The 23,716-nt window shown below is 49.7% G+C and carries 18 protein-coding genes; 8 read left to right on the plus strand and 10 right to left on the minus strand.

Going from position 1 to position 23,716, the window contains the following annotated elements; genetic code table 11:
* Positions 1–194: 194 nt before the first annotated feature.
* The 4 genes from Pan241w_RS11165 (at position 195) to Pan241w_RS11180 (ending at position 3,331) form a co-directional block, all read left to right on the plus strand.
* A complete protein-coding gene (locus Pan241w_RS11165; RefSeq protein WP_232107419.1) occupies positions 195–1,268 on the plus strand; it encodes a S1C family serine protease in 1,074 nt (357 codons plus the stop codon).
* A gap of 434 nt (positions 1,269–1,702) precedes the next feature.
* Entirely contained in the window at positions 1,703–2,068 is a 366-nt protein-coding gene (locus tag Pan241w_RS11170; protein WP_198000469.1) for an STAS domain-containing protein, read from the plus strand.
* A 336-nt stretch (positions 2,069–2,404) separates the two neighbouring features.
* Complete coding sequence (locus tag Pan241w_RS11175; RefSeq protein WP_145215190.1) at positions 2,405–2,593, plus strand: Flp family type IVb pilin; 189 nt, start codon at positions 2,405–2,407, stop codon at positions 2,591–2,593.
* A gap of 201 nt (positions 2,594–2,794) precedes the next feature.
* The gene (locus tag Pan241w_RS11180; RefSeq protein WP_145215193.1) at positions 2,795–3,331 is read left to right on the plus strand and encodes a hypothetical protein; all 537 of its coding nucleotides are present in this window, start codon (positions 2,795–2,797) and stop codon (positions 3,329–3,331) included.
* Positions 3,332–3,388: 57 nt separating this feature from the next.
* On the opposite strand, the gene Pan241w_RS11185 is transcribed toward Pan241w_RS11180, so the two are convergent.
* Together Pan241w_RS11185 and Pan241w_RS11190 are read right to left on the minus strand one after the other, a co-directional pair.
* Positions 3,389–4,786, minus strand: coding sequence for a PQQ-binding-like beta-propeller repeat protein (locus tag Pan241w_RS11185; protein ID WP_198000470.1), 1,398 nt, complete (start codon positions 4,784–4,786; stop codon positions 3,389–3,391).
* A gap of 59 nt (positions 4,787–4,845) precedes the next feature.
* Positions 4,846–5,313: a RidA family protein gene (locus tag Pan241w_RS11190; protein WP_145215199.1), complete on the minus strand. Its 468-nt coding sequence runs from the start codon at positions 5,311–5,313 to the stop codon at positions 4,846–4,848.
* A gap of 603 nt (positions 5,314–5,916) precedes the next feature.
* On the opposite strand from Pan241w_RS11190, the gene Pan241w_RS29380 reads away from it, so the two are divergent.
* The 3 genes from Pan241w_RS29380 to Pan241w_RS11205 all read left to right on the plus strand — a co-directional run bounded on the left by Pan241w_RS29380 (position 5,917) and on the right by Pan241w_RS11205 (position 10,295).
* Positions 5,917–6,531 carry an endonuclease/exonuclease/phosphatase family protein gene (locus Pan241w_RS29380; protein ID WP_198000471.1) on the plus strand — a complete coding sequence of 205 codons (615 nt, stop codon included), beginning with the start codon at positions 5,917–5,919 and terminating at the stop codon, positions 6,529–6,531.
* Between the two features lie 187 nt (positions 6,532–6,718).
* Positions 6,719–8,281 (plus strand): PQQ-binding-like beta-propeller repeat protein, encoded by a 1,563-nt coding sequence (locus tag Pan241w_RS11200; protein WP_145215205.1) that lies wholly within the window; start codon positions 6,719–6,721, stop codon positions 8,279–8,281.
* Positions 8,282–8,387: 106 nt separating this feature from the next.
* Positions 8,388–10,295: a sulfatase-like hydrolase/transferase gene (locus Pan241w_RS11205; protein ID WP_145215208.1), complete on the plus strand. Its 1,908-nt coding sequence runs from the start codon at positions 8,388–8,390 to the stop codon at positions 10,293–10,295.
* Positions 10,296–10,361: 66 nt separating this feature from the next.
* Here the strand turns inward: Pan241w_RS11205 and Pan241w_RS11210 are convergent, their stop codons facing one another.
* On the minus strand, positions 10,362–13,910 hold the full coding sequence (locus Pan241w_RS11210) for a class I tRNA ligase family protein (RefSeq protein WP_145215211.1): 3,549 nt from the start codon (positions 13,908–13,910) through the stop codon (positions 10,362–10,364).
* Between the two features lie 338 nt (positions 13,911–14,248).
* Between Pan241w_RS11210 and Pan241w_RS11215 the strand changes: the two genes are divergently transcribed.
* Positions 14,249–14,725 carry a tRNA (cytidine(34)-2'-O)-methyltransferase gene (locus Pan241w_RS11215; protein WP_145215214.1) on the plus strand — a complete coding sequence of 159 codons (477 nt, stop codon included), beginning with the start codon at positions 14,249–14,251 and terminating at the stop codon, positions 14,723–14,725.
* A 6-nt stretch (positions 14,726–14,731) separates the two neighbouring features.
* Here the strand turns inward: Pan241w_RS11215 and Pan241w_RS11220 are convergent, their stop codons facing one another.
* The 7 genes from Pan241w_RS11220 to Pan241w_RS11250 form a co-directional block, all read right to left on the minus strand.
* Positions 14,732–15,733, minus strand: coding sequence for an aldo/keto reductase (locus tag Pan241w_RS11220; protein ID WP_145215216.1), 1,002 nt, complete (start codon positions 15,731–15,733; stop codon positions 14,732–14,734).
* A 646-nt stretch (positions 15,734–16,379) separates the two neighbouring features.
* A complete protein-coding gene (locus Pan241w_RS11225) occupies positions 16,380–17,339 on the minus strand; it encodes a ferredoxin--NADP reductase (RefSeq protein WP_145215220.1) in 960 nt (319 codons plus the stop codon).
* Positions 17,340–17,706: 367 nt separating this feature from the next.
* Positions 17,707–18,681, minus strand: coding sequence for a class I SAM-dependent methyltransferase (locus Pan241w_RS11230; RefSeq protein WP_145215223.1), 975 nt, complete (start codon positions 18,679–18,681; stop codon positions 17,707–17,709).
* A 56-nt stretch (positions 18,682–18,737) separates the two neighbouring features.
* A complete protein-coding gene (locus Pan241w_RS11235) occupies positions 18,738–19,472 on the minus strand; it encodes an MBL fold metallo-hydrolase (RefSeq protein ID WP_145215226.1) in 735 nt (244 codons plus the stop codon).
* A gap of 129 nt (positions 19,473–19,601) precedes the next feature.
* Positions 19,602–21,038 carry a decarboxylating NADP(+)-dependent phosphogluconate dehydrogenase gene (gnd, locus tag Pan241w_RS11240; protein ID WP_145215229.1) on the minus strand — a complete coding sequence of 479 codons (1,437 nt, stop codon included), beginning with the start codon at positions 21,036–21,038 and terminating at the stop codon, positions 19,602–19,604.
* Positions 21,039–21,128: 90 nt separating this feature from the next.
* The gene (locus Pan241w_RS11245; protein WP_145215232.1) at positions 21,129–22,013 is read right to left on the minus strand and encodes an HAD family hydrolase; all 885 of its coding nucleotides are present in this window, start codon (positions 22,011–22,013) and stop codon (positions 21,129–21,131) included.
* 54 nt (positions 22,014–22,067) lie between these two features.
* On the minus strand, positions 22,068–23,354 hold the full coding sequence (locus Pan241w_RS11250; RefSeq protein ID WP_232107420.1) for a diphosphate--fructose-6-phosphate 1-phosphotransferase: 1,287 nt from the start codon (positions 23,352–23,354) through the stop codon (positions 22,068–22,070).
* Positions 23,355–23,716 lie beyond the last annotated feature (362 nt).

Raw genomic sequence — 23,716 nt, forward strand, 5'->3', positions numbered from 1 at the left:
AGAGTCTTGCGATCAGCGTGTTGGCCTGCCTAAAATGAACATTGTATGACATCAGTGTCCAATTTTTTCGTTTTCTGAGAAATCAGCATTTTATGGCCCCAGAACAACAGTCACATCGGTTTGACTCTCCCGCGAGAAAATCTTCGATTACGCAGAGATGGCTTATTCTAATTCTGATTGTCCTGATAGGTCTCATGTCATTTGAGATCATCAGTCGCAAATTGAGACAGTCGACGTCCCGAATTCCCCTGCGTACGGATCTGACACAATCTGAGCGGAGGACCATTGAATTATTTCATGAATCTTCGCCATCGGTTGTGCATATCCGAACGGCAGAGTTTGCGCTGGAAGCAGATCAATTCAGTATGAATCTGCAAAAGACGCCACAGGGCTCAGGAAGCGGTTTTATCTGGGATCGCAACGGGCATATCGTAACCAATTTTCATGTGATCCAAAAAGCGGATGAAGCGACCGTCACATTAGCTGATAATACGATCTGGAAAGCAAAATTAGTCGGTTTTGCGCCTTCCAAGGACTTGGCTGTCCTGAAAATTAATGCGCCACGTGAGCGGTTGAAACCGATTCAAGTGGGGTACTCTGCCGATCTTCAGGTGGGACAGACCGTGCTGGCGATCGGGAATCCGTTTGGCCTGGATCAATCTCTGACGACAGGAATTATCAGTGGGTTGGGGAGAGAAATCATTTCCGTGACTGGCCGGTCCATTCGCAATGTGATTCAGACGGATGCCTCGATCAATCCGGGAAATTCAGGAGGTCCTTTACTCGACAGCTCAGGGCATTTAATTGGGGTGAATACCGCCATATATAGCTCTTCCCATGTCTATGCCGGAATTGGTTATGCCGTTCCCGTTGATCTGATCAGCCGATTTGTCCCTCAGTTAATTCGGTATGGTGTGATTCAGATTCCCAGCTTGAACTTTACTGGTGTGGATGACTTTGTCATTCGAAAACTGAAAAGCAACCGACTTTTGCCTCAGGATGTCAAGGGAGTCATGGTTCAGGACTTGATACCGGGGGGAGCAGCTGATCAAGCCGGCATAAAGCCGATTGGGGTGGACCAGGCAGGTGATGTAGTTCTGGGAGACCTGATCATGCAGTTGGATAAAATGCCAATTACCAATGCGAATGACTTATTAGATGCGTTAGAGACCCACAAAGTGGGGGATGAAGTGAACCTGATCGTCTTGCGCAATAATCAAAAAAAGAAATTGAAAGCAGAATTGCAAGAGTGGAAAAACGAACCATAAGATTTCCCTCAAAACGCAATTCTGAACCGAACTAGATGCCAAGTAGTGATTATTGATTGGTTTTGAGTGTGATTCTCATGGTTGAAACCTAACTGAGATCGGCATTAACCGCGGCTAACGCCGTGCGGCTGATCCGGTTATTGGTGATTTCCCAGCCGGAATGACTTCTTAGCCGAAGGGCGTTAGCCCCGGTTCCTTCCATTTGCAAAGAGGCATTCGAATTAAGAAACACTACTTAGGTGAGATACGAAGAGCGAATCATATTGGTAAATATTCGGTTTTAATGGACTTGCGCCAATAGATCTTGACTACTCAAACGGATTTCTTGGTTGACAGTTTACTGATTTGGATTACTATGTGTAGGTTCCTTTGATATCCCTCGAGTTATGACTTGCAGGGTTTTTACAAACGACGATCTTGTTGACAGTTCCATTATGCCTGCCGATTATCCACCAGAAATAGTCAAAGAGGGTCAAGTCACTATCGTGTCTTTGGGGCCAGAGTACGAAAATCTGGATGAACCCCGACTCGATGCGTTGACGGATGTTCTATTACAGGTTGCGGAAACGGCATCCCCCCCCATTGTCTTACTCGACCTCTCCCACACTTCATTCTTTGGTTCTGCTTTTATTGAAGTGATTTTCCGGATGTGGAATCGCCTGAATCATCGGGAAGGTGGCAAATTCTGTATTTGCGGGCTCAGCGAATATTGTACAGAAGTGCTGGAAGTGACCCATCTTGATCAGCTTTGGGAAACATTTGCGACTCGAGAAGAAGCGGTTCGAGCTCTTAATTCTTAAGTGACTCTTGATACCAGTCTTACAGAGGCAGCTTTCTCCCCTGCTTCCCTTGCGATAGCTTGTATCCTCTTGGATTCCTTGTAGTGCAAAGTGTATCTGATTGTTAACACTTTGGGTGGTCGCTGATCGATTTTGTTACGTTTTTTACGCATTCCACAGGACCCTGGCTGAGCAATTTTGTGGTGCTGGGAGCGGTATTTCCACTTCACCTGTTGGGTTTCTTTAAATCGAATTCTCCAAGCGTGCCGAATCCAGAAAATCCGAATGATTGGTACAGGTTATGCATACTATTTCCTGAGAGGATTTTCTATCTGGACTACATGAAAGGGCGACCCTGTGTTAAATAAAATCCGGACACAATCTCGGCGATGGAAGAAAAAAGTCCGTGGTGCTGTCTTTGTTGAATATTTACTGCTACTGACAATCATTGGGATTGGGGCTATTGCTGGTCTGACGACACTCAGAAGTGCTTTGATCAATGAACTGATGGATTTAGCGAATGCGATTAACGCCATCAATTCATGAATTGAAAATCCATTGAGACAACTTATGAATACAATCAAAGGTCTGTGCTAAGGGCACAGGCCTTTTTTTCGTTTGGTGTGGTGAGTATTTTCCTTTTTGCGTTAAAAAGATTGGAATAAATGGAATGGTTTGAATATAATGAGTTCGATGAATAAATAACCTGTGGTTATTTCGCATTTAAGAAAGAGATGAGGCGAACTGATGAAACGATTACTGACATTGGCTGTTGCAATGGGCCTGTTTTACGTCACTATGGCCAGCTTTAGTTCTGCACACCAAAAAGCAGCTGAGCTCAAATCGGTAAACTCAGGTCAGAAGAAGTCGGACGAGTATTCAAACTATGATCGCGATGATTTGAAAACTGGTTTGGCCCGTGCCTACTATGATGCACTTATGAACGCCAAGAATGACATTGAAGACAACGAAGGCGACAATGACTTGGGAGAGTATAAAGGCCCTGATGGAAAGAATCATACCGCCTTCGACGAAGCGCGGAGGACCATTCTCCAGGCAGATCGGATTCTTGCACGGGTCAAAGCAGAAAATAAAAAAGCCCTTGTGAAATTGCGAAATCCTCCCCGCCGAATTCTGCCGGGACAAAAACAGCCTCCTAAGGCAGCAGTATCGAAAAAGCAGGTGCTAAAGCAAAAAATTGAGGCACAGGAAAAACTGCTCAAACGTCAAGAGCAGAAACTGGCGAGTCTCAAAAAAGAGCTGGAAACAGCTCCTGCAAAATAAAATGAAGTATCGTATCTGAAAATCATAGCCGTGCGGGAATCAATGATTCCTTCGCGGCTATTTTTGTTTGAGATCGAGGCAGACGAGCCGTTTTTCATCGCGAAGATAGAGCCGTCCGTTTGCCAGAGCAGGATGGGCCCAGGCTTTAAATCCCAACAAGCCGGTCAGCTTGCCTTTTTCGCGATATTCGGCTGGGTTGGCTTCAATTAAGATCAGTGTCCCCTGCTCCGTCAGGCAGATAATGTGATTTTCCACGGCGATTTGAGTACATTTGCCAACACGTCTGGACATCCATTGGACCTGCCCCCGCTGCAAATCCAGGCAGCGGTAAGTGACCGCAGCCAGATCGCCGTGCGGGCCGTAGATATAACCATCTTTGATGATGCTGGTGGCAAACTGGTTCTGCATTGTCAGAGTTTTCCAGCGAGAGATCGGACGCAGGCTCTCATTCTGACGAATCAAGGCAAAACGCATTGCGCCTGTTCCATACGCAGAAGAGATAAACAGGGAATCCTCATTCCAGACAGGAGTGGCGCAATTGCAGTTGTATTTGTTACCCCAGACCACGCGCCAGAGCAGACCTCCCTGTTTCGGGTTGAGTGAGAGAATCGATTGTCCTGTCGGGACAATAATTTGCCGCTGATCTTCTGCTTCGATGACAATGGGAGAGCCATAACCGGGTGGATCGTTTCCAGCAGACCAGACCAGTTTTCCGGTCTCTTTATTCACAGCAATGACCGAGTTATTGTTGGATCCCCCCGGTTGAAGAATGACAAGGTCTCCTTCGATCAGGGGAGACGCAGACATGCCCCAGTAATAAATGGTCTTCTGTTCCTGTTGTGCAGCACCACTCAGCCGGAAAATATTCTTTTTCCAGATGATTTTTCCGGAATTGGCTTCCAGGCAGAGTAGATCCCCGGCTGGTAAGAGGCAGTACAATTTTCCGTCATGATAGGTGGGAGTGGAACGGGGGCCACGTGCTTGTCTCTGGCTATCCAGGTAAGTCGGTGCGGCGATTGTGGCCCAGAGTTTCTTACCAGTGTCCGCGTCAAAGCAGACGACAAAATCATTCGTCAGATGAGTGGCCATTGTCCAGATCCGGCCGTCAGCCACCACAATGGAAGAATAACCGCTGCCCAAGGGAACACGCCAAAGCACAGAGGGGCGATGGACGTTCCAGTTTAAATTCAGGCCGGTTTCCTCTGAAATTCCGTTACGTTGATTTCCCAGGAAAGAAGTCCAGGTACCGTTCTGATTCGTTTTCTGCGTTCCAGGCTCAACTGTCACGGAAGAGCTGGGGGCTGATTTTGAACCGCGCGGGGAAATCTGAGGTAACTGAGCTGTGGCGAGACTGGTGTTGATCAGCATAGCAAGCAGAAGACTTGCTACTTTTCTCTGGGTTGAACCGGAGCAAATCAAGGAACTCCAATCAAGTTGTATTTCACGCCAGTTCATAGAGGCCATTCCAGTTTCAGGTAGTGCCCAGGCAGATGCTCCTGATTTCAAGTTAAGTCTTACGGCGAGACTTCAACCCAGAGCGCGATTTGAACAGCAGCGTTGAGAGGCATTTCCGATATTCCCAGCGCGACGCGCGTATGTTTTCCTTTATCGCCTAAAACGTCGGTTAAGAGCTGTGATGCTGCATTCAGGACGTAAGGCTGTCGATCAAATCCCGGAGCAGAATGGACGTATCCTTCCAGGCGAATGATTTTGTTGATCTTGGAGAGCTCACCTGTGATGGACTTGATTTGGGCCAGTGCATTCAGAATGCAGAGACAGGCTGCATTGGAGCCATCATCTTCATGAAGATGTTCACCAATTTTTCCTTTGAACATCAATTCGGTCCCAATAAACGGGAGTTGGCCGCTTGTGACAATTGTATTTCCAAACTGCGTCACTGGAATGTATGATCCCACAGCGGCGGGGGGAGATGGCAGTGTATGTCCGAGTTCCTGTATGCGTTCTTCCGGTGTCTGGCTCATGTTGAGTTTATTTCCCTTGTCGTAAGTAAAGAATTCAGAGTGTTTCGAATCTGTGAGAATCCCAATGTCACTGGATCATAATATAACCGAGACTCACTTTTCTATAAATAGATCAATGGATTCCGATGAAAATCAGGCAGACTGGAATAAGTGGTTTCAGAGAAATGAATTAATATGAACGCAGGACCGTCAGATAATCGGACGAAAAAACATTCGGATTCAGCAACCCAAACTGTGCCGGCTGCTTCAGGCAGGCTGCGAATATGGCTGCTGAAGCTCTTGATATTGATCCTCTCGGCCAGCTGGGTTTTGGCGATCATCATTCGGTTAACAGTGCGCGATGCAGGGGGACTTGTGCCGAGATTGGTGTTTTATTTGTCTCCCCTCATCCTGTTGAGTCTGGGGGCAGCGTCTGTTTTTATTTTGTCCTGGTATGTGCGTTGGCATCGGATTTCTCTGGTTTGGCTCTTTCTGACTTTGTTAGTAGGGAGCTGGTGTTGGAACTCTCAATTTCAAAGACACGATACCCCGTCAAACACTCCAGAACAAACGCCGCCAGTCATCCGTGTTCTTTTCTGGAACATAGGTGATCGAATCTGGGGGATGGAACGAGTTCTGGACGAACTGAGAGCCGTCGATGCGGATCTGATTGGTTTGGTGGAAGCGGGTGCTGACTCAGACAAAATGAAATTGTTCTGGAAAGAGTCATTTCCAGAACATCCTTACCAGTTTGTGAAGGAGGGGTTGGTCATTCTGTCGCGGTTTCCCATATCGAATCAGAATTCGGGGGCCCTTGCCAAGATGGGGAAATATGAGTCTGTCGATTTGACGATAAGTCAAGCGCCTCAAGGCATCGTGTCGGTCTATCTCGTCGATATCAGAAGCGATATTTTACGATCCAGAAAATTTGCTCTGCAAGAACTCGCGAATCTCGTCTCAGCAAAGAGCGATCGTCCGATTTTGGTCTTGGGAGACTTTAATACTCCCAGTGATTCGGTTCACTTTGATCCTGTCCGAGCCCAGCTTAAAAATTCGTTAGAATCGGCGGGCAATGGTTACATGGCAACCTGGCCTTTACCCTTGCCTGTACTGGATCTGGATGGAATTTGGGCCAATCAATTGATAAAGGTTCTTTCTGCAGAGAACCGGTGGACCTGGGTGTCGGATCATCGTCCCGTCGTGACCCTGGTCGAGTTCAGTTCTCTCCCCACCGACTGAGGGCCGCTGGGGATTCCTATTCATCTGAATCCGATGAGATCAGAAAAGGTCCTCAAAATCCTGCAATTCGAATTTCCTGCTTCATCCGCTGTTCTGAACCGGCTATAATCGAGCTTCAAAACTATGTCTGCGGGTAGCAGCAATAAGGGAGTAACTGACTGGTTTCTGAAAAACAAGAGGGCTTCTCATGCGATTAAAGCGGCTTCTAAGTCTGATGGTCTGCCTGTTCTTCACATCTTGTGTGGTGCAGGCGGAAGCAGCAATTTTTAGTGGCATCATCACCTCACTTTCCGAGTCGCAAAAACAGGTCACGATTAAATCGACTCTGGGGAAAGAAAAAAGTTTCACGATTCCCGACTCAGCACCTTCTACATTTAACGGAAAAAAATCTCAATTTGACCAGTTCAAGATAGGTCAAAGGGCAACTGTTTTTACAACCGCATCAGGAAAGATCACACGGTTTTCCGTTCGTGATGTCGTGGCTTCCAAATCCAGCAGCACGGTGAGTCGGCCCAAGAAAGAAATGAAAGCCAAAAAAAGAACGGATATAGGAAATCCGTCTCCCGTTGCTCAGGGATGGACGCAATTTCGTGGTCCCGGGCGTACTAATATTTCGACCGAGACCGGCTTGATCAAAGACTGGAATCAAAGCCCGCCGAAATTACTCTGGACCGCCCGCGGTTTAGGCGAGGGCTATTCTTCGGTCTCGCTCAGTGGCAATCTGGTGTTTACGATGGGGACCAAAGCGAATGAAGAGGTCGTGATCGCCATTGATGTCAATACCGGGGAAATTGTCTGGACTCAGCCTAATGGTTCAGTATTCAAAGATGGACAGGGAAATGGCCCCCGCTCTACTCCTACAATTGATGGCGATGCATTGTATGTATTGGGGGCGAGTGGAGACCTTTCACGAATGTCAACCAGGAATGGAAATGTGGAATGGACCAAAAATATTTTGCAAGATTTTGGCGCCAGTAATATTGTCTGGGGAATCAGCGAATCTCCCCTGATCGATGGGGATAAACTGATTTGTTCTCCCGGTGGGCAAGGTGCCACGATGGTGGCTCTCAATAAGCAGGATGGCAGTCCGATCTGGAAGGCGGCTGTGCCTGGGAATCCCAAAGCCGCTTACTCCTCGCCCATTAAGGTGACAGTGGGGGGCGTGCAGCAGTATGTGAATTTTACGCATGACGGCATTATGGGAGTCGAAGCACAAACCGGGACACCACTCTGGGGAAATAATCGGGCGGCGAATAAAACGGCTAACTGCTCTGCACCGATCTTTTTTCCAGGGAATAACTCGATTTTTTATGCATCCGGTTATGGTACGGGGGGTGCCCTGCTCCGTTTAACGGCGGCTCAAAATCGGGTGTCTGCTCAGTTGGGTTTCTTTACGCAGGATATGAAAAATCATCATGGAGGCATGGTTCAAGTTGATGGGTTCCTCTATGGCTCCAGTGATCCTGGCAAGCTGACCTGCATTAACCTGAGAGATGGTCAGACGGTCTGGCAGAATCGATCTGTCGGTAAAGGCGCCCTGACTTGTGCCGACGGTCATATTTACATGCGGAGTGAGAAAGGGCCCATCGCACTGGTGGAAGTGAATCCCAAGGCCTATGTGGAAAAGGGACAGTTCGACCAACCCGAGCGGAGCGGCAGGCCCGCCTGGCCACACCCGGTTGTTGCGGATGGAAAGCTCTTTTTAAGAGATCAGGATTTATTGTTGTGTTATGATGTCAAAGCAAACTGATCAGATTTTGTTCTGAACGCCCGCTGGATCAGACATGTATTAAAAGGATATGCCATTTTATTTGTGAGATGGCTTTCAGCTTCAGCTTAGATTTGAAAGAAGAAAAATGCAGTTTAAAAGTGCTCTGCGAAACAATCTCGGATGGATGTTGCTTTCTTTAATGATCGTAGCCGTATGTGGCTCTGATCTTTCCCTTTTCGCAGCGGAGTCAGAAGGCAGCCGCCCGAATATTTTGTGGATTACCAGTGAAGACAACGGTCCCCACCTGGGTTGCTATGGAGACAAATACGCCGATACGCCACACATCGACAAGCTGGCTTCAGAGGGGATGATCTATCTCAACTGCTGGTCGACGGCGCCGGTTTGTGCTCCCGCGCGAACGACATTGATTACAGGCATGTACCCGACCTGCCTGGGGGCCGAACATATGCGGAGCATGGTCAAGTTACCCAAAAACTTTCTGATGTATCCACAGTACCTCAGAGAAGCCGGCTACTACTGCACGAATAACAGCAAAGAAGATTACAACGTCGCCAAGCCAGGCAAGGTCTGGGATGAATCCAACAGAAAAGCGCATTGGAAGAATCGGAAATCCGGGCAACCTTTCTTTGCCGTCTTTAACCATACGATCAGCCACGAAAGTAAAATTCGCAACCGTCCGCATACACTGGTGCATGATCCTGCGAAAGTGCGTGTGCCTGCTTACCATCCGGATACTCCCGAAGTTCGTCATGACTGGGCACAATACTATGATCGCATTACGGAAATGGATGCATTGGTCGGGAAGAATCTCAAGGAACTCGCCGACGCAGGGCTAACGGAAGACACGATTATTTTCTATTACGGCGATCATGGTTCGGGAATGCCACGCAGCAAACGTTGGCCTTATAACTCGGGTTTGCAGGTTCCTCTGGTGATCTATGTTCCCCCGAAGTTCCGCAAGCTGGCTCCCCCTGATTATCAAACGGATGGCAAGTCGGATCGACTGGTTGGCTTTGTCGATTTCGCACCCACGGCGCTCAGCCTGGCTGGTATCAAGCCGCCCGCCCACATGCAGGGAAATGCGTTTATGGGACAATATGAGACGGCGCCCCAAGAGTATCAATACGGTTTTCGTGGTCGGATGGATGAACGCTATGACCTGGTTCGATCAGTCAGAAACAAGCGTTATCTGTATATCAAAAACTTTATGCCTCACAAGGAGTATGGTCAGTACCTGAATTATATGTTCCAGACCCCGACGACTCAGGTCTGGAAAAAACTGTATGATGCCGGCAAGTTGACTCCGCCACAGACCTATTTCTGGGAAACCAAGCCGGCCGAAGAGTTGTATGACCTTGAGGCAGATCTGGACGAAGTCAATAATCTGATGAACTCCGACGAACATCAGGACATTCTCAAAGAGCTGCGGCAGGCCCAACAGCAGAAAATTCTTGAGATCAGGGATCTTGGATTTATGCCGGAAGCGGAAATCCACAGTCTGTCTGATGGCGGTGCCCCCTACCTCGTTGGGCAAAATAATGAACTCTATCCCTTAAAGAAAATTCTGGCGATGGCAGAAGTGGCGTCCTCCGGTACGCAGGATGGTCAGGCAGAACTCGTTGCCGGATTGAATGCTCAAAATTCGGCGGTCCGCTATTGGGCGGCAATGGGACTCTTAATGCGGGGCGAAAACGCCGTCAAACAGGCTCACAGTGCATTACAAAAATCGTTAAAGGATTCTTCCAAATCGGTACGCTGTATCACCGCAGAAGCACTTGGCAAATATGGTAACGCGCAGGAGTCCAAAGAGGCGGTCCGGACGCTGGTTTCACTTTCGAACCAGAATCAGGACGGAGTGTATGTCGCGATGCTGGCGCTGAACGGACTTGATAAATTGAGCAATGAAAAAGTGGCGCCGGTCAAAGACGAAATTGCGCAATTGCCTCTCAAGAATCCCAAGCTGGATCGACGTTTGCAATCCTACGTGACGCGACTGGTAGAACGAATTGAAGAAAAACAGTCCCAGAAATAATCGAGGGATCAATGGTCGTAGTCGCGAAACCGAATCAGCGACTACGACTTGAAGATCAGATTTGACTTATGATTTCTCGATGCGAATTCCGACTTTGGAATTTCCAATCGTGACTTCTTTGGTGTCCGCTGCACTGTCTGACGGTTTCAGTTGATCTCCCAGTGTTTCTCCCAGGATGTAATCAGACCAGGTCGAGACGGCCTGTTCGACTTCGGTTGCGCCATTAGAGTTGAAGTAGACTTTGATCCGGTCTTCAATTTCCAGGTCGGCTTCTTTGCGAAGTTGTTGAACCTGCCGCACAAAATCGCGGGCCATGCCTTCTTTTTCCAGTTCAGGCGTGAGCTTGGTGGAAATCGCAATCTGGATTCCTTGATCATCGGAGCAAACCCAGTCGGCCGCTTGTTCGGTTCCGACTAACACATCTTCGGGTTCCAGATCAATCTGGTTACCGGAAATTTCGAGCGAGACCGATTCACCACGTCTGAGCGGGCCGAGTACCGCGTCTCCGACTTCGGGCAGATCCTTTCGGAGCATGCCGAGCAGCTTGCCGTATTTGGGGCCCAGTGTTTTCAAATTCGGTTTGTACGTGTAGCTGACCAGATCGTCCAGGTTTTCGCAGCGCGTGACCTGTTTGATATTCAACTCTTCTTCAATGGTATTGGCCAGACTTTCGATGGCCTCAGACTGTTGCGCTGTCTGACAGGCGAATCGGAGTTCCGCCAGAGGCTGACGCACGCGCTGGTTGGATTCATCGCGTAACTTATGCCCCAGTTTGACGACGATCTGGGCCTGTAGAGCACGGAAGTTGAGTTCTTCATCCAGCAGCGAGTCGTCACACAGGGGATAGTCACAAAGATGCACACTGTTTGGAGCACTGTCATCCCAGCTGGTGACCAGATTCTGGTAGATTCGCTCACTGAGAAACGGGATGCTGGGAGCGAGTGCTTTGGACAGGGTGACCAGCACTTCGAACAGAGTCTGGTACGCGGCCAGTTTATCCGTGTCATTCGCATCTTGAGAACGCCAGAATCGACGTCGGTTTCGTCTGATGTACCAATTCGACAGGTCATCGATGAAGGCGGCCGCATTCTTGAGGAAACCGGCGATGTTAAAGGCTTCGATTTCCGTTTTGGCAGATGCGAGTAAAGCTTGCAGATTGGATAAGATCCAACGATCGATTTCGGGACGATTTGCCACGGGGACACGTTCCTGAGCAGGATCAAATTCATCCAGGCGCGCATAGTTCACAAAGAAGGCATACGAATTCCAAAGCGGAATCAGAACCTGACGGCGAATTTCATCGGCCGGTTTACTTTCCACCAGACAGGTGGGAGCGCCCTCTTTCGTTTCGCTGATCGGGCCTTCCGGCGTATTCAGCGTCACCTGTTGTTCCGGGTTCCGCATGCCGAATCGCAGGTCAGATGCCGGGTTGTGTGCCAGATACATCCAGCGCATCGTATCGACGCCCAACTGCTCGGCGGCTTCTTCAAACCAGATGGCGGTTCCATCCGATTTGTGCATCGGCTTGCCTTCTTCATTCAACACCAGTCGATAGCCGAGCAGGGTCTTGAACGGCGGCGTGCCGTCCATCATCGTGGCCATCGAGAGTAACGCGTAGAACCAGTTACGGAACTGACCGGGGAAACACTCGGTGACGAGATCCGCTGGATACCACTTCTTCCATTCTTCCTGATTCGTATTGTATTGCATTGTCGAAAACGGCACGATTCCTGCATCCAGCCAGGGGTTTCCGACATCGGGGATGCGCGACATCAGATTGCCCGTTTTGGGGTTTTGCAGCTTGACCTGATCGATCCAGGGACGGTGCGGCGTGTGTCCTTTCAGAGCGTCCCAGCCTTCAACCGCACGTTCTTTCAGTTCGTCCAGGGAGCCAATGACTTCAAAATCACCCGTTTCTTCATCGACCCAGATCGGCAGCGCCAGGCCCCAGAAGCGTTTCTTGGAGACCATCCAGTCCCGCATGTTGGTAAGCCATTCCAGCTCATGCTGCTCACCATCAATGCTGGAAGGAACCCAGTCGATTTGACGGGTGACATCTTTGATCTCTTCGCGCCAGTCCATGTTGATGAACCATTCATCGACCAGACGGAAAATCAGTTCATCGCCGGTACGCCAGCAGTGCGGGTAGATGTGCGGGTACTGTTCGACGTAGACCAGCAGCCCTTTTTCTTTCAGCCGTTCGAACACCAGCTCGGGTGTGGCAGGATCAATGGCTTCTTTGCCGGTGAATTCACCGAATCCGTCTTCGAAGCGGCCATCCTCGCCAAGCGGGGCGATTGCCACCAGTCCTAACTGCTTGCCCAGTTGATGGTCAACATCACCACAGCCGGGAGCGGTATGCACGATACCGGTCCCTTCGCCAGCGACGACGTGCGGATTGCCTTTGAAATCGCGACCGCCGTCAACCACTTTATGACAAGAGACTCCGGTTTGATCGAGTAACGATTCATCACTGGGATAGCCGCCCGGTGATTGTTGGGCGGGAAGATCATCGAAGGGACCCTCGTATTCCCAGTCCACCATGGCGGCTCCTTTGATGGTGTCGAGAATTTCATAGCCCCCCTGCTCTTTAAAGATCTGGGCCAGCGTTTTCAGTTTGGGAACCTCTTTCGGCCAGGACCACTCGGGTTTGCCGAAGCCTTCTTTAAACTCCCGGCTCAGTCGCTGGTATTCCAGGTTGTCTTTGGCGAAGTAGTAGATGGCGTCATCTTTTTTGGACTGCAATTTGACATAATCCAGATCGGGGTTGATGGCCGCCGCGACGTTACTGGTGAGTGTCCAGGGAGTCGTCGTCCAGATCAGCAGATATTCATTTTCACGGTCCTTAAGGGGGAACCGGACGAAGACGGAACGATGCACAGAGAGCTTTCGTCCGTCTGCGACTTCCATCTGACTGTAGGCACTGCCTCCCCGACCTGACCAGGGCATGACATCATGGCCGCGATAGACTTTGCCGCGTTCAAAACACTTTTTGAGGAAGGTCCAGATGGTTTCGTTATTTTCGGTGGAGAAGGTGAAATAGCTGCCCCCCCATTCGGCATTCCCCAATTTTGAAACCAGCATGTCTGCTTTGTCGGTGATCTGCTTTCCACTGGGGGCTGTGAGCGTGACTTCGGTATCTTTGCCGACGTACTCTGCAAGATTGCGCAGTTCGTCGGGATTATCCCAGTCCATCCAGTAACCCAGTCGCACCGACTGTTCTGTTTGACGGGCAGCGAAACGCAGGACGCGTTTTTTGCATTCGTTGACGAATTTATCGATGCCGTGTGCGACGACTTCCTGTTTGGTTCCATAGCCCAGCTCTTTTTCCACTTCGACTTCGACCCAGAGCCCCTGGCAGTCGAAACCATTCTGGAATCGCAGTTCGTGTCCCGTCATGGCGTAATAACGCTGGTAGGCGTCTTTGTAGGCGCGCCCCCAGGCATGGTGAACGCCCATGGGGTTATTGGCCGTCATGGGGCCGTCAATGAAGCTCCACTTGGGTTTGCCTTTGTTTTTTTTGCGAAGCTGATCAAAAGTCTGGTTGTCTTCCCAGAATTTGAGGATTTCGTGTTCACCTTGAATGAAGCTGGCATCGCTGACTTTTTGAAACATGGGAAAATCTTATTGAGTTGTACTAGTTTGAATTTGAGTTTGTAGACTGTGTCCAGTTTTACTGTAGCGTCTCCAAGGCCATTTGGACCGAGTATATTAGATTGAGTGACGCTATAGTTAAATGTGATGCGCTCTAGAATTAGAAAAATGTTCGACAGCGGGAACGGCTGTCCGTACCATTCTCTTGCCTGTTCGAGTACCCTGCCCAAGAGCTGATTTTGAGCAGAAGTATCATAACGGGAACGCGTTAAGTATTACATAGATCGTGCTTTGTTACGAGTGCTATAAATTCGTATTTATCCCTGTTTTACGAGAATTTTACCAATTTGAGAGTGGAAATGTCATCATCGTCTGAGCCTTCAATGCACGTTGTCCTTTACCAGCCGGATATCCCGCAGAATACCGGCAATATCGGCCGCACCTGCGTGGCCGTCGGTGCCAAATTGTGGCTGGTCAGACCTCTGGGCTTTAAGCTCGATGAAAAGCATTTACGACGTGCCGGCATGGACTACTGGCAGCATTTGAACTGGGAAGCAGTCGACAGTCTGGCGGAAGTGCAGGAACAGCTCTCTGACAGGACATGGTGGAAGCTGACCAAGTTCGCAACCCGCTTCGTCTGGGAGGCGGAGTTGGAACCGGGACAGGTCTTCTTGTTTGGCAGTGAAAGCAACGGCCTGCCCCCCCGCATTCTGGAAGAGTCCCCCGATTCCAATCTGAAACTGCCGATGTATGAGCAGGTTCGCAGCCTGAATTTAGCGAGCACCGCGACCGCCGTGATGTACGAAGCGGTGCGACAGTTTGGGGGACTCCCCTGACGGGAATTATTTCCCTCGTCCTGTGACCGGATATTGAGGATCCTGGAATCCTTTGCCGCTGTGTTCTCCCGGGGGAACGAGCGAATCGATAAAGGCTTCGTCTTCGGCGGTGATTTCCACATCCAGGCAACCCATGTTGTCGTCGAATTGTTCCATTGTGCGGGGGCCGATAATAATTGAGGTGAGAATCGGATTTGCCAGACACCAGGCCAAGGCAAAATTCGTCATGGAAACGCCTTTTTTGTCACAGTAGTCGGCAATTTCCTGCGAGAGTTCAATGCTGACATCACGGAGTTCCGCTTCGTTCATGCGTTTGTCATTACGGGAAGCGCGACTCCCTTCGGGGAAGGGTTGGTCTTTGCGGTATTTTCCGGTCAGGATTCCCCGGGCAAGCGGGCTGTAACTGACGACGCCGATTCCCTTTTCCTGACAGAGGGGCATCAATTCGACCTCAATGTCCCGGTTCATGATGTTATACAGGGGTTGCACACAGCTGAACGAATAGAGGTTGCGTACATCGCTGGTCCAGAGTGCTTCCGCCAATCGCCAGGCACGAAAGTTGGAACAGGCGATATAGCGGACTTTTCCGGACCGGACCATGTCGTCCAGGGCGCGAAGTGTTTCTTCAATCGGTGTCTGATAATCGGGGGTATGGACATAGTAGAGATCGACGTAATCGGTTCCCATTCGTTTGAGGCTGTTGTCTAATTCTCGCATCAGGTGCACGCGGCTGGCGCCGGCATCATTGGGGCCGTCTCCCATCGGGGCGCGTCCTTTGGTTGCCAGAATGACTTTTTCACGTCGATCCGCCAGGGCTTTTCCCACAACGATTTCTGATCCACCGGTGCTGTACATGTTTGCGGTGTCGAAGAAGTTGATGCCAAGATCGATGGCTTTATGCATAATGGCGATCGAGTCTGATTCGTTAGTGGGTCCGCCGAACATCATTGTTCCCAGACAAACGGGAGAGACGCGTACGCCAGCTTTTCCTAAGTTGCGGTAATCCATTTTAGCTGTTCCTGGTGAAGAGTTGAGTCAGTTTGAGCTTCTAAGGCTGTGGTTCTATCTTCCGGTTTTCAGACAGATTTCTCAAGGGACCTGAAATTCCTTGAACAGGCGTGGTTGAAGATTCTGCCAAAGCCTGTTAAAGTAACGGTTTGCACCACGGTTTCCGAATAAAAACCGTGAGAATCTACTTGAAATGGGACGTTAACCCGAAATCGGTCGATGGGTTAACAGAGCCGAATATATTGAAAATCACTTAAATTAGAAGCAGAAACGAAAGGCATTTCTTCGAATGGGTACCAAGAAGACAGGTAAAGGTCGTCGAAAAATTGGTCGTAAAAAACGACGTGCACGAGCTAAAATCAGACACCGTAAAGGCTAAGCCCATTTGAGGGTTGTTCAAAGCGACTTCAATCAGGTCGCTTTGATCTTGAGCCTTTACATGCTTATTGAGAACGCGATCTCAGACAGGTCGCCCGCTTTATTGCGGCTTCAGATCTCTTTGATTGGATCTATTGTCTCGCGTTCTCACCCGCTTCTGAGTATTTCAGAAACTCATTGCGCAGTTCAAGTCAGCGTCCAACAAGGGGCTTTATAAAAGCCCCGATTGCTTCGTCGGTTGTGATCTGCATGCTTGAAAACGGCGGTCTTACCAGTATTTCTCGAAGTGGATATTTCCCGGATTTTTGGCCGTGGTAAGTTGATATCCCTGTTCGGAAAGCAGTTCGACCATGCCCTTGGGCTGAGGAAAGACCAGCGTTCCCTGCTCGTCTTTCTCCGGAAGTCCGATCATGGAAGGATTGCCACACAGGAAGACATGCGTCTGTTCCGGATTCGGAGTCCAGCCAAACTGTTCCTGAAATTTTTCAGGATGAATGATGTCCTGCAAATACTGTTTGCCGACATACTGGGGGTGGTTCTGGTCTATATTTTCAGGCTCGCGTGTCGTGAAGGCAGCGTACCGATAATTAGAGAATTGTTTCTGTAACTGGTCCTGTTGATCCAGATAACCGAGGTCTCCTTTGTAGCGTACACAGGTCATGGAGACGATTTTTCCGGTGTGCCCCCGTTTGAGTAACTCCACGCTCATCGAGTTGTGAGGAGCCTCACCCGTGCCTGTTCCGGCAAAAATGACATTGTCATCGGATTGAATCGGCTTGAGTGTGTAAGTTCCCACAGGTTTCTTGCCCAGATGCAACCGGTCTCCTTCTTTCAGAGAAAACAGGCGGGGCGTCAGTGGTGGATCGTCTGAATCGGGACGTAATACGAGCGTGATATAAAATTCCAGATAGTCGATCTGATCATTGGCAAGCAGATTCCCCTGCGCATCGAGCATGGGGCAGGAGATGGAATAAGCGCGGCGGATGAGTTTAGGCTTTGGTAGTTCCGCCAGCGGACCTCCATCAACCCGCGATTCCCAGGAACCTAAACCGAGCGTCGTATATTGACCACCTGAGAAGCTGGGAACCTCTGCATCAGGTTTGACTCGCACGATCATCAAATGATCGTGTGGCTTGCGCAATTCTTGAATCGTTGCGTTGTAATGCTTGTTGACTAGTTCTTCAATTTGAGGAGTCGATGGCCCGGGCGGAGGGTTCGATGGATTCATGACACTCCCTGTCGCGCTTGACTGCCACAAAAAACAGTGGCAGTTTTATATTGGAATGTGGAATTGATTGTTCTTCAGGTTAAAAACAAACGTTTTTTTTCATTTGTACCCTCGTAGATTGAATTATCAAAATGGGTGACAAATGGATAATTTTATGCGTATCTCTAAATCAAGTTCTTTCCTCTATCACTTTTTCAGGCCAGATTGTCAAGTCTGATGGACGGTTTAATAACAGTCTGTTTCATTTCGAACCGCATTCGGTGTAGATATCAGATTTGGAAGGGGCTGCGGATGCTCGATTTCGCCAGGCTAATTCAGGCATGACTTAACAATTAGGTCGGAGGTTTTGATTGGGGTATCTGTTTGGCTAAGCGGTTTTCGTACCCTGGATGTTCACGCCGCTGCCTATTAAGAGGTTATGGTGGTAGCACCAGAGGTAGAAGGCACCTGATTTTTCCGGCGGGAGAATCTTCAAGTCTTCAAACCCGGCCTGCTCGAACCAGCTTTTGAGTTCGTCGGTGGTATGATGGTATTGATAGGCGGGGGCGAACCAGTCAAAGGTATCACAGACTCGATTTTCCCAATTGGGGTGGTTACTGAAATTAACGATTTTATTCAGCACTTTGTTGATCACGGGGATACCGCCCAGCCACGCCCCCAAACGGCACCATGGTTCCAGTTTTTTGGGAGTCATGCGGGTGGTAATTTTACGAAGTCCGGAATTGATTCTTTCCTGCCACCACTGGTTTTTGCGATAGAGCCAGACCGAATAGCGGCCCCCCGGTTTGACCATGCGGGCTACGGCATCGAAGACGGCCCGTGTATCTTTGTCGTGATGCATCACGCCAATCGAGAAGACGAAATCAAATGATGCGGGTTCAAACGGGAGATGTTTCAGATCGGCCTGGACCAGTTGAACATTCTTCAGGTGACTGCAGAGCGTTTGTGCTTTCTCGACTGCAGTCGTGTGATCGGCACCGAATACATTGCCCCCTGCTTCAGCGGCGACTTTACAGTAACGGCCGCCTCCACAGCCGGCGTCCAGGATTTTGAGTCCCTGTAATTCACTGAGTTCTAAGCCGGTTTTGGCAGCAAAGGTGGCGCGGTCTTCATCATCATGCGCTACCTCGTATTTATTCCACTGCAATCCGAAGCTGGTAAGATGTTCGGATTCGACAAACCGGGGGATATTCATTTTGACAGGAAAAGAACCTTTGGTTTCCCGGTCGATGAGTACACTTTGTTCCGCATCCCATTCCAGATGATTTCCATTTTCCGGGTTTCTCAACAGTTCAAGCAGTTCTTGAGAAAGAAATGTGTTGCCTGCTGTTTCTTTCGTCATGGGGAATGCTTGCCTGGTCTTAAGAGAGTGGACGACTTGGATTTCATGTTCCGGGTTTAAAATTCGAGTTCCATCAGATCTTCGCCGAGTGTGGTATTCGGAAAGATTTTCTGGGCAACTTGGATTCCGATGGGATCATCGCCTGAACGTTGCGGGTCGATGTGTGTCAGCACTAATTTTCCGACTTGCGAATCTCTGGCCAGTTCCGCGACGGGCGTTGTGTGGCTGTGCCCGGTTTTTTCGGCCCACTCTGCCATATCATCGGGAAAGTAGCACTCATGGATCAAGAGATCGACACCTTGAACAAAGTCGAGATGCTGTTCCGGATTGGCGGTATCGGTGATGTAAGCCAGCGAATGTTCGGGCCAATCAATGCGATATCCCACAGATCCGCCCGGATGTTCCAGCTTTAAGTGCCTCAGAATTCCCTCACCGGGAACGTTGACTGTTTTCGGCAAGGGAATGTATTCGTAATCAGGCAGGACGGGAAAGATTTCTTCACAGAACAGGTGTGTCTGAATCGCGGTCAGCTTGGCTGCTTCCCCATACACTTTGACGGAATCGACTTGATCGGTCAGCATGGGAACCAGGAAAAAAGAGAGCCCTGCAATATGGTCCAGGTGGGCGTGCGTCAGGAAAATCTGTAAATCGCGCGTTTGCAGGAAATCGGGAACGCGAAAAAAACTGGTTCCCGCATCAAAAATGATTCCCAACTCGGGGAGCATTAAGCAGGCGGTATGCCGACGCTCATTAGGGTGATAACCACCTGTCCCCAACAGCACGATTCGCATTGCTCCACTCCCCGCTAATCACCATGTAGCCCGTCTATCAAGTTATTCCCTATATTAACGGGCGAATCATCAGGCTGGCTACAGCAAAAAAAACGGCAGGTTCATTTGTATGAACCTGCCGGGATCTGCTTATGAGTCCAGACGGCGCTCACGAATCCAGTCAGTATGGAACGTTCCCTCTTTATCAATTCGTTGATAGGTATGAGCGCCAAAGTAGTCACGTTGTGCCTGCAGCAGGTTGGCTGGCAAGCGCGCCTGGCGATAGCCATCGTAGTAGCTCAAAGCGGCAGTGAAACTGGGAACCGGCAGTCCCAGTTCAACGGCGGTCGCGACAACGCGACGCCAGCTGGGTTGCGCGTTTTCAACGGCATTGCGGAAGAAATCGTCCAGCAGCAGGTTTTCCAGTTCCGGGTTCTTGTCGAAGGCTGCTTTAATGTCCTGCAGGAAGGTCGAGCGAATAATGCATCCGCCGCGCCAAAGCAGAGCAATATCGCCGTTATTCAGCTTCCAGCCAAAGTGCTCGGCGGCAGAATTCAGCTGAACGTATCCTTGAGCATAGCTGCATAATTTGGACGCATACAAGGCCTGACGGACATCTTCGATGAACTGATCGCGATCACCTTCAAACTTTTTATCAGGCCCACCCAGGATTTTAGAAGCACGCACACGTGCGTCTTTCTGAGCAGACAGGCAACGGGCATAAACGGCTTCGGTGATCAGCGTTGTGGGAACACCCAGATCCAGAGCATGCTGGCTCATCCATTTTCCGGTTCCCTTTTGTTTGGCGGTATCCAGGATTTTATCAACCAGATAATCGCCGGTTTCTTCATCAATGACGGTGAAGATGTCACGGGTGATCTCAATCAGGTAACTTTCCAGTTCGCCTTTGTTCCATTCATCGAAGACCTTGTAAAGTTCTTCGTTGGTGAGTCCCAGGGCATGTTTGAGGATGTAGTACGATTCACAGATCAGCTGCATGTCCCCGTATTCGATGCCGTTATGCACCATTTTGACATAGTGCCCTGCTCCGGCTTCGCCGACCCATTCGCAGCAGGGAATGTCGTGATTATCGCCGACCTTTGCAGAGATGTCCTGCAGGATCGATTTGACATGCGGCCAACCAGCTGGAGATCCGCCGGGCATGATGCTGGGGCCTTTGAGGGCGCCCTCTTCACCACCGGAAACACCGGTTCCAATGAAGAGCAGACCGGCCTCTTCGACTTCTTTAGTCCGACGATTGGTGTCGTCGAAATGGGTGTTACCGCCGTCGATGATGATATCACCAGGGCTGAGTAAACCTTTGAGATCATCAATGATGGCGTCGACGGCAGGTCCCGCTTTGACCATCAGCATGACTTTACGAGGAGCGGCCAGACTGTCCACAAGATCTTTGAGGCTGTGGTAGCCTGTGATCTTCTGCTCGTCCGTTTTGCTGCTGACGAATTCGTCTGTGGTGCTGGTGGTGCGGTTGAAAACACCCACTGCATAGCCATGATTGGCCATATTCAGTACCAGGTTTTGTCCCATGACAGCCAGGCCTACCAGGCCGATATCGTTTTTTGACATTGATCAATTCTCGTTTACTTCTGATGTGATTTAAAATAAGGTTGAGGGCGATTTATTTCGATCGTGCTGAGACGAACTCAGTTCACGGGATTATCGTTTCCAGGGCGGTAGCTCTGGAAGATAACTGTCAAATTCCGCAATGACTTTTGCCTGATATTCACCAGCGTACTCGCCTTTGAGGAACTTGTCACAAGCTTCGCCGATGAAGCGTTCCCAACTGGCTTCTTCCGCACCGGGATTGATGGGATAGAAGAGTGCGCCGACCGCTTCCGCCGCTTTCATATCGCCGGGCGCATCGCCGATCATAAGCACTTTGTCTGCTTCGTAGCCACAAGCTTTGGCTTGTCCCAGGGTTTCCTTTTTGCTGCCCGCTTCCTGACCGCAGATTGCATCGACAAATTGTGCGATGTCGTGTTCTTCCCATTCTTTATTCAATGCTTCATTGGGTGTCGCGGAACAGACAATCATGTCGGCGACCGGATCGAGCTTCATCAGGCTCTCTCTGACGTTCGGATAAGGGGGAACGTCATGGACCATGTCAGCGATCATTTCATTGACTGCCAGTGACCATTTCAATGCCAGTTCCAGATCGGCATCCTTGGTTTTTTCGACTTCCGCGGTCAATGTCGGGTTGCCCAGCTTGGTTTCGCGTTCAATCCAGTCTCTGACGCCTTGCAGCTTAGGAACGCTTACTTTACGTGATTGTACTTCCGGGCGTTCTTCAAGCAGATCGAGTGCCAGTGTATAAGAAATGAAGCGATTTGCCCCGCGCCACTTCGAATACAGGTTGGTAAATTCAGCCGCTTCCCGTGCGTATTTTGAGATGGGTTGCAGACCAAAGTAGTTGATGAAATTAGGAATAAAACACTCTTTGTGTTTAATTTCCATTGAGTCAAAGGCACAGCCGTCTGAGTCGATGCCGATCAAAAACTCGTTTTTCTTCTGGAAGTTGGTATCCAATGGATTATCCGACACAATCTTCTCCCGTTTCTCTTTATGAAATATTTTTATGTGTTCTGGTGGTTTGTGTTATCTGTCTGCCTGAGGAACATACTTCGGCAGTTTCTGATCAGAAAACAGTGGTTGTAATTGGGCAAATCGAATACGGCCGTTGATCATGGGGATGCTGGGCCAGTCATTGCCAACCAGAGGTTTACAGTACTTGATAAAATCGTCCGTGACGTCCATTCCATCCGCGCTGATCCAGTTTTTCGGGAAGGTACGCTCGCTGTTTGCGACTTCCGGCAATGGAACTTTGTCGTAACGGACATTGTATCCCGGGCCTTCTGCCCGGAGAATTGTGGACATGAATCCGGACTCACCGGCGGCTGCCAGCAATGCGGCTTTCTGGCCTGCCCCATAGGCTTCATCAAGGTCAACGGTCGAAGCATACGCGATATTATGACGCTGGTCGGTTCCAGGAATGTTGGCCCGAGCGGCCCCCTTGACTGCCAGGCCTCTCTGATTCAGCTCGTTGACCAGCAACTGAGCCACCGTCAGCTGACTGGAACTGAACTGGGTATGGCCGAATGAGTCCTTGGTTTCGCCGATGTCTCCCAGAGACAGTCCTTCGCTGACCACAACAATCAGACGACCATCTTTTTTCAGCTGTTCGTTGACCTGGGCATGAATCTGATCAATGCTGATCGGGTTCTCTGCCAGATAAATCTGCATTGGGATTTTTCGTTGTGGATCTGCCAGACGAGCGGCAGCGGGAATGAAGCCGATTTTCCGTCCCATGGCCTGTAGAACCAGAACGGGGTCAGCCGGACAGCTTCCGCGGTTCTCTTCATTTGCCATCTGAACCATGCTCATCCAGTAGCGGGCAGTACTACCGTAACCGGGCGTATGGTCAATCAGTTTGAATTCACTGTCTCCCACATCGTTGTCGATGGTTTTGGGAACGCCGATACCAACAATATCAACGCCGCGTTCTGTCGCCATCTGGGCCACTTTGTTGGCAGTGTCCATCGAGTCGTTGCCGCCGATGTAGCAAAAGTAGCCAATATTATGGGCTTTGAAGACTTCCACAATGCGGTCAAAGTCTTCGTTTTGATGCTCTTTCAGTTTATAGCGACAGGTTCCGACTGAACCAGCGGCCGGAGTGACGCGGAGTAACGCAATTTCTTCGGGTGACTGTCCACTGAGATTCAGTAGTTCTTCTTTGAGGACCCCTTCAATTCCATGCCAGCCAGCATAGATGGTTCCAATCTCTGGCAGATCTCTGGCGGTTTCCACCAGTCCCCGCAGGCTGTTATTGATGACAGGTGAAGGACCACCCGATTGGGCCACAATCATGTTCTTTGGACTTGCCACGTTTTCTCCTCACTCAACTGTTGTATATTTGAGATGTGATTGCCGTCATGATGGCAACAACATTTCCGACTGTTACTTTGCGCCCCCGAAACTGACTTGATCTCAACCGTCATTCAGGCTTTCGTCATCGATTCCCGAATTTATTCCTAAATTCTGTCGGCAGAAGGATGACCGGTTCCTCACGAATCAATTAGGGCGTTTACGAACGCTTCCCACAAGATCTAGGACGATTCTCAGAAGGCTTCTTTGATAAAGTGTTATTCACAAATAGTTTATGAATATCATATTCTTTGCCTGAGCGGGCAGAAAATAGCCTCTGTCCAGTGTGGGTGATAAAGTTAATAGACTCACAAAGACTTGTT

This window comes from Gimesia alba, from assembly GCF_007744675.1.
Taxonomy (GTDB): Bacteria; Planctomycetota; Planctomycetia; order Planctomycetales; family Planctomycetaceae; genus Gimesia; species Gimesia alba.